At 41.2% G+C, this 6898-nt stretch carries 7 protein-coding genes; 1 reads left to right on the top strand and 6 read right to left on the bottom strand.

Translation table 11 applies throughout. The features are described 5' to 3' along the window. On the top strand, positions 1–206 hold a 206-nt coding region (locus MNV_RS03065), incomplete at its 5' end, for a hypothetical protein (protein WP_218837875.1). Positions 207–881: 675 nt separating this feature from the next. Here MNV_RS03065 and MNV_RS03060 read toward each other — a convergent pair. The 6 genes from MNV_RS03060 to MNV_RS03035 form a co-directional block, all read right to left on the bottom strand. After that, the gene (locus tag MNV_RS03060) at positions 882–1244 is read right to left on the bottom strand and encodes a hypothetical protein (RefSeq protein ID WP_096203911.1); all 363 of its coding nucleotides are present in this window, start codon (positions 1242–1244) and stop codon (positions 882–884) included. Positions 1245–1349: 105 nt separating this feature from the next. Continuing rightward, positions 1350–2336, bottom strand: a complete 987-nt coding sequence (locus MNV_RS03055) for an MBL fold metallo-hydrolase (RefSeq protein ID WP_096203910.1) — start codon at positions 2334–2336, stop codon at positions 1350–1352. Between the two features lie 7 nt (positions 2337–2343). Further along, positions 2344–2616 (bottom strand): thioredoxin, encoded by a 273-nt coding sequence (gene trxA, locus MNV_RS03050; RefSeq protein WP_096203909.1) that lies wholly within the window; start codon positions 2614–2616, stop codon positions 2344–2346. 185 nt (positions 2617–2801) lie between these two features. Beyond that, the gene (locus MNV_RS03045) at positions 2802–3986 is read right to left on the bottom strand and encodes a hypothetical protein (RefSeq protein WP_096203908.1); all 1185 of its coding nucleotides are present in this window, start codon (positions 3984–3986) and stop codon (positions 2802–2804) included. 180 nt (positions 3987–4166) lie between these two features. After that, positions 4167–5981 carry a KamA family radical SAM protein gene (locus tag MNV_RS03040; protein ID WP_218837874.1) on the bottom strand — a complete coding sequence of 605 codons (1815 nt, stop codon included), beginning with the start codon at positions 5979–5981 and terminating at the stop codon, positions 4167–4169. Between the two features lie 186 nt (positions 5982–6167). Continuing rightward, entirely contained in the window at positions 6168–6788 is a 621-nt protein-coding gene (locus tag MNV_RS03035; protein ID WP_218837873.1) for a DUF2179 domain-containing protein, read from the bottom strand. Positions 6789–6898 lie beyond the last annotated feature (110 nt).

Raw genomic sequence — 6898 nt, 5'->3', positions numbered from 1 at the left:
TTAGAGGGTCATTTGACACTATGTCAGGTAGAAACAACTGTCATGGTTGTAAAGACAATGAATACAAAAAGAACCTCCAACCAAGACAACTCTATGAAATACTTAATCAAAAGAAAATAGAAAAGAAGATTATTCCTTCAAAGGAGGAACTTGAAATTTTAAAAATATTAAATAAAGATAAAAAAGATGTTAATCATCAATCCTAATTTCTCAGCAAATTATATATTTGAATAATACACCCATTTCACACGCGCCTCACAACTCCGTTTATATACATGATTTTTAAAAGATACCTGCGGACTTCTCCCACCACCCAAATCTTTTTTTACGCCTCAAAAGGCTAAAGAGGAGAAGTCCACCTATCCTAAAAACCCGTAACTGAAGCGGCTTATCAGGACCTAAAAATAAAAACTCAGCATCCGATTATTTTCCGGGAAATAACTCGCCAGCCCGGTTTCATGCATACTTCAAAATTCTGTTTATATATGTTTAATCTTTGGATAGAAAAGTATTTATTCTATCATTAATAATCATTAACGTAAGGTAAGGGGTTAGTGAATGTGATTGTCAGCCACGTTTAACCCCTGCCTCTATTTTTCTTACTTTAGCAACTTGACAGATAGCGGCAATAATCCAGAACTTTTAAATATATCTTAGGGTTTACCGAATAATAAGCTATCAGAATTATGGTTCATGGAGTGCCATGTATCGCAATCAATAGACTTGTTGCACCAAACAAAATTTGCTACATTATTTTTGGAAGCGATTCTGCTTGCTGGCGATAGATCGCTACTTCTGGAATAGTCATCACAGAACAGAGGATACGGCGCGCCAGCATTGATTCTTCAAACGCTGTTTTTTCAGCTTATAGACTGGGTCGCTTATATCTGGTTTTTAGGATTTACCAGCCTGAACCATTTATATGCCAGCATGACAATGCATACCATTGTTCCAGCCTCGACCACTATTGATATTAGAATCGATGTGTTCAACTCTATAAATGATCCGAACATCATATTCAGGCTCAACAGGGAATCGATAAAAAAAAGAAAACATGCCAGCAGAAGCAGTGTCCAGCTATCTTTCATGAAAGACTCATTGAGAAATGCCCTTGCTCTCAGCAGGGTGCCGTCTGTCCTCTTTTTTCCTGAATATGCCGCATATGCTACGAGAATAACCCCTCCGGACGATAATATTGCATATACTATACTGAGGAGTTGCAGGGAGGTCGTTATATTTAACATTCTATATTTCTTTTGTTTATAATGTGATATATATGAACTGTGGTGTGAAATACATGTGACATCAAGCGGGTTGAATTAAAGATCTATCCAGGCACGCCGGCTAAATCAGGCTTCAAGAACGTTATTTATCTGTTCAAGTGCCCGCGCGTACACCCCGATTTTGTTTAAGTACGCTGCAAGCTTGAGCGGCCGGTGTCCGCCCGGATGGTATGTAATAACCGCCTGCGGCGAGCATTGATGCACCATATCGATAAGACCTTCCGCATCCATATGGTCGCTGATATTGATCGTCGGGAACCTGTAATCGCGCCTCCCTGTCAGGATGAATTTTTTCGATGCGGCAACCCCTGTCATCTCAGCGAGCGATGCTATGCGTATCCTGCAATCGCTATCAAGACCGGTAAGAGAACCTGAGTTTTCCATCAATCCTTCGGTAAGTGCACGGGATATGGCGTCCATCCCGATCTCCTCAGAATAACCTATCTCACGGAGGAGCTTCACAGCGCGCTGGGCTTTCCCGAACGCATAGGCGCCGAAAATAGTATCATTCTCCAGCGATGCTTCGGCTGCCTCCCTGAACGCATCGACATCGTCCCTGAAGTGGCAGTTAGGATCGGCAGGGTCACCGTAGTTTGCCTCGGTGATAAGGCAATCACACCTGGGCAGGTCTTTTGCATCCTTGACGTCGCCTGTGACCAGGATCCTTGTTCCCACTTCGTTCTGCCAGTAAAAAGCGCATGAACCGATGGTATGATAGGTAGGATATGTCTTTACATCAACGCCGCAGATATCAATGGTCTCACCTGTCTTAAAAGTCCTGCCGGCATATTTCCTGCCATATAGGATCTCAAGCGCCCGCGCAGTCTCTTCAGAGCATACCGCCCTTTCGGAGAGCATGGCAGATTTGCCATGGTGGTCCGAATGGGCATGGGTAATCAGGTAGGCATCGGGCTGCCGGGAGCGTGAGTTGGTGGTGTCTATTGCAAAGGTAAGTCTTTTGCAGGCATTGAAAACCAGCGATACATGGGGTTTCCATCCCCTGCCGGTCCTGTGCCTGATGGGCAGCACGCCGAGGTCAAATAAGGGTTTCACAGATCTCTTATTTTAACGCAGCGTTCAGATCAGACTCAAGTACGTTCCCGCGCGTCACACCTGTGTACCGCTTGAACACAGCGCCATCCTTTTCGATGATCAGCGTAGGTACGGCGTGGATTGTGAATTTGGAAGCAAGCTCATAATTCGTATCAACATCAACTTTTTTGAACTCTACCTTATCCCCGAATTTCTTCTTCAGCTCTTCTAATATCGGGTCCTGCATCTTGCATGGACCGCACCATTCAGCAAAAAAATCCATTAGAACGACTTTACTCATTTCTTTTCCTCCTGGGATAGCAGATACCGCATTTTTTGCATTTTTCTTTCATTTGCGATTTTTTATCCTGTTTTCCCTCAGACATAAATCACCTGCTACAATACCTAGTATATTGTTATGGTTTAAAATATTTGTCCTAATAAGACGCTATAGTTTTTCTAAGCCGGTCTTTTTAGCGTATCTAACTATATATCCAGAATTTCAAATAGTCTATCGCCCTTCTCCCTTATCGCATTCAACTTATCTCTAACATTCGATTTTTTCAGGTATATCTCGCTTCGTATCCCGCTCTCATCTTCTGCTTTAAGGGAAAGTTCTTCTTCAGAGGGACTGTGTTTCTTTATCTCTGCTACGGTGGGCACGAAGATCTCTGCGACCTTCTGCATAAGTTCAAAGACCAGGTTATCTTCAAATACTTCCCTGTCGCCAAGATAGATGGACTCCAGCCTTTGTTTTTTGGGATAGAGAGTGTGTGTTTGCTCTACAATTTTCTCTCCCAGTTCGCGCAGCCTGAATATGTTAAGTGCGCTTTTCAATTCAGGAACAGCCTGGATATTTTTTTCAACCCCGTTCTCTCCGGCATGGTAAACATCCACTGCGAATTCGCCCATGAAATTCATTTTTAACCTGAACCGTTCGGCAGCCATATCAAGCCCTTTCCTGAAGACGACCTCAAGTTCTTTTCCGGAAAGGACAAGGTCGCTGAGAAGAAGATCATCCATACTCACGATCTCAGGCACAGGCTCTTTCTTAAGAAAAGGTCTCTTCATCCTTGCCGGGATTTCAACGTCTCTTACGAAATCACGGGCTTTAACATGCCTGCGCCAAAAAGGGATCTCTGATGATGCAATATCGAATACGATGGAAATTCCGCCTTCGTAGTCAACCTGCACTTTTGCGGAATACCCTTCTTTTCCAGCTTTGATAGTGTATCTTTTATTTACTACGGGCACAGGATCCTTGATAAAAAATGATTCCAGTGTTTTCCTGTTCTCTTCATCGGCATCATCAGCTTTTTTCTCGAATCCTGCGATTTCCAGAAAAATCTCATCTGAAAACTTTTTCATTCCGTCTTCTATAAATTTTTTTATAAACTCCCTGCTCTTGTCAGCATATTTAACAATTGTCTCCTGTTCTTTACTTCCCGATACTGCACCTGAAATGGCAGTTTCAACAGTTAGAAGGAAATTATCCATCTCATCCAGGACAGAGTTCTTCAGCCTGCGCCTGTCCCTTATAGTCTCTTTTAAGTCAAAAACAGTGTTCTCAAGGGTTATCGACTTGACGCTTGTATCTATATAATTATCCAGAAGCCCGAGAAAATCCCTTTGCAGCGGGAACTCTGTGGAATCTCCGTAGAGGTATTTCATACAAAATTCTCCCTTGTGTCAAGATAGGATTTCCTGTCTGTAAAGCTAAATTCTATATTTTCATTTCTCCAGGTTGATTCCATTTTATACCTCCTTGTAGTATTTTGTTCTCTTAACACATAAAATATTGTTCAGTATGTGATTTAAAGTTCTCAGTCAAAAATTTTATAGCATAAAGAATCAGAAATAATACCAGATCGACGAATACTCCCTGACATCCTCACCATCCTCTTTTAATCGTATAATATAATCGTAGATGGACACATCTATGTAATTATACGGCTCAACCAGCGCATACTTGGATTCCCACGGATAAAAACGATAAACTCTCCTGCCGTCCTGTAATATCATTATTATCTCATGGTCCTGCCATGCATGCAGGTGCGATTTACCAAGCCTTGGAACATTAAGAACCGGTTCATCCGTTCTTACAAGTCCGGGAAGGAACCTTGCCTCTTCTTTTCTTTCCTGCTCGATCCTTGCTACAGGCACACGGTAATCGATCGTCTCATTTTTTCCTTTGGTATTGAATGTGTAATAAGGGTCTATTCCCGATTTTTTAAGAACTCTTCTCAACAGGCAGGACTCAAATTTTTTACTGTTATAGTATGTGAAAACTTGCTGGTTATAAAGACTGATGCCGATTTTCTTTATCTTCTTTACAGCATACAGGGAGTCGGGCGTCATTTCAGCGGGATGCTCAAAATGCGTGACGATACAAAATTCCCGTTTTCCGGGTTCATGATATTTGCCAAATATTTCCACAGTATCATCTGTTATCCGCTGCGGCATTGTAACAATGACCCTTGTACCTATCCTTATTCTCTCAATATGTTCTATGTCCGCTATCCGGGATAACAGCCAGTCGATTGCAGTATCGTTCAGGGTCAGCGGATCTCCCCCTGTTATCAGCACCTCTGTAATATTCGGATTGTTCCTTATCCACTCGATAGCATTGCCCATGGTTTCCGTTGAGAATACAGCATCCCTTATGTCGGTGATTTCCCAGTTCCTCTGGCAGTAGACACATATTTGGGGGCAGGAATCGAAGGGTTTAAGGATCAGTATCTGCGGGTACCTGCGGGTTATTCCGTTTATCGGACTTGTAGATTTTTCATCCATAAAATCCAGGCTTGAGCCGCTCTTTTTACTCTGTACATAGTTTAAACAATATTCCTCGCCCGGTAAGACCTGTGCCCTTATTGCATGATCATATTCCCCGGTATTTTCCCTGTCAAACAGTGACAGGTAATACGGGGTTATCTGAAAGGGGATTTTGTGTTTTTTTGCGCACTTCAATCCTTTCAGTTCATCAGAACTTAATCTGACCATGCCCTGTAAGGTATCAATATCTTTGATTATGTTTTTAAGCTGCCATTTATGATCATACCAGTCCGATTCACCGGCATGGAAAAAAGCCTGGATGGATTCCTTATTCATCCTTCTTTCTTTTATCATATCTTCATCTAATCCCGTCTTATATCGTTTGAAAAAATTTTCCATGTTTACTGCATAGTTGTCAAGGGACTTTGTGCGCTCTAATGCCGCCTCAAATCCGCTCAATCTGAGAAATAGCGGAACATCCTTCTCCGCATACAGACCTGAGGTACAGTTGATTCCTTTAAACAGGAAAATGAATTCAATTACGAACCCTGCGGTAAATTTGTCAGGGTCGATTTTTTTCTTTGCGATCTTATATAAAACGTTCAAAACTGAAAAATTGGAAATTTCCTCATTCTCCGTTCGAATGATATTTTTAAATACCCTGATGCACTCCTTGGCATTATTCCTTTCAAGAATATTTATATCCTTGAAATGTTTATCCGAATATATGTTAAAAAGATGTCTCTCAATGTCATTCAGATAATCGAACATATTATTTCGTGCATCCTGCAGATTATCGCTTGACCTGAGAATAGCGTATATATCAGGATCGCATTTCCATAAAGTCTCTATCAGTCCTGTTTTATCATATTCCAGCAATTCTTTCATCATAGCAATATCAAGTAACTTAGCGGGCTTTTTATTGCATTTAAAACCAGGTTGTCAAATTCGGTTTTAGGTTTTTTTATAAGGTCAGATATCTTTTGATTCAATATTTCTGGAATCGCTATCATTATATTTCAGGCAATAGGGATAACCACGTATATATTTATCGCAAAAGGCATATCGTATATTGCATTATTTTCCGGGACGGTTCAACTTGAATATACCCAAAATACCAAAACGGGGTTTGGGCGAGGGAAAAATGCCTTCGCTTGCTGCACGGACTTCCTCTATGGAGAAAAAAGCTTTCGGATTGAACTGTTTGATCATGCCCACAACTTTATTGACATCCTTGCGTTTAATTACTGTGAAAATGATTTTTACCTTGCCGGTAGCCCCTTCAGCATCTATGCTCGTGACCCCGTAATTATTGGATTTAAGTGCACCCATCAGATTGCTCGCATCCTTTTTAGTTATAATCCGGATAACCAGCGTACCCATCGCCATTTTGTCCTCTATGTATATGCCAACGAAATTTCCCATGGCAAAGCCTCCTGCATAGGCGATATAATAGGCAACGTTGGTAAAATTCTGCATGACCTGTCCTATGGCAAAAAGCCAGATCATTATTTCAAAAAAACCAAAGAACGGGGCAAGGAATTTTTCCCCTCTTGAGACAAATATGATTCGCATCGTTCCGAATGTCACATCAAAAACCCTGGCAATAAAAATAAGCAGCGGTAGAATGATCCATGCGAATAGTTCCGAATTGAAAAGTGCTATGCCGTACATTTCCGATTTGATGTACAAACGCATTATGATATATCTACTTTATCGTGCTCAGTCCAGCTCCTTTTTATATTCTAAGTAAGAGTATATAATAGTACTTATAACTACTAAGCCTAGTCACATAAGTAATATTATAA

This window comes from Candidatus Methanoperedens nitratireducens, assembly GCF_900196725.1.
GTDB lineage: Archaea > Halobacteriota > Methanosarcinia > Methanosarcinales > Methanoperedenaceae > Methanoperedens > Methanoperedens nitroreducens_A.
Note: the sequence above shows the minus strand (reverse complement) of the source record. Positions and strands in the feature narration are given on the sequence as shown.

Excerpts from the sequence above, each read along its gene's own strand:
- MNV_RS03040 (WP_218837874.1), bottom strand. The coding sequence starts at position 5,981 with ATGATGAAAGAATTGCTGGAATATGATAAAACAGGACTGATAGAGACT.
- MNV_RS03060 (WP_096203911.1), bottom strand. The coding sequence starts at position 1,244 with ATGTTAAATATAACGACCTCCCTGCAACTCCTCAGTATAGTATATGCA.
- MNV_RS03045 (WP_096203908.1), bottom strand. The coding sequence starts at position 3,986 with ATGAAATACCTCTACGGAGATTCCACAGAGTTCCCGCTGCAAAGGGAT.
- MNV_RS03035 (WP_218837873.1), bottom strand. The coding sequence starts at position 6,788 with ATGCGTTTGTACATCAAATCGGAAATGTACGGCATAGCACTTTTCAAT.
- trxA (WP_096203909.1), bottom strand. The coding sequence starts at position 2,616 with ATGAGTAAAGTCGTTCTAATGGATTTTTTTGCTGAATGGTGCGGTCCA.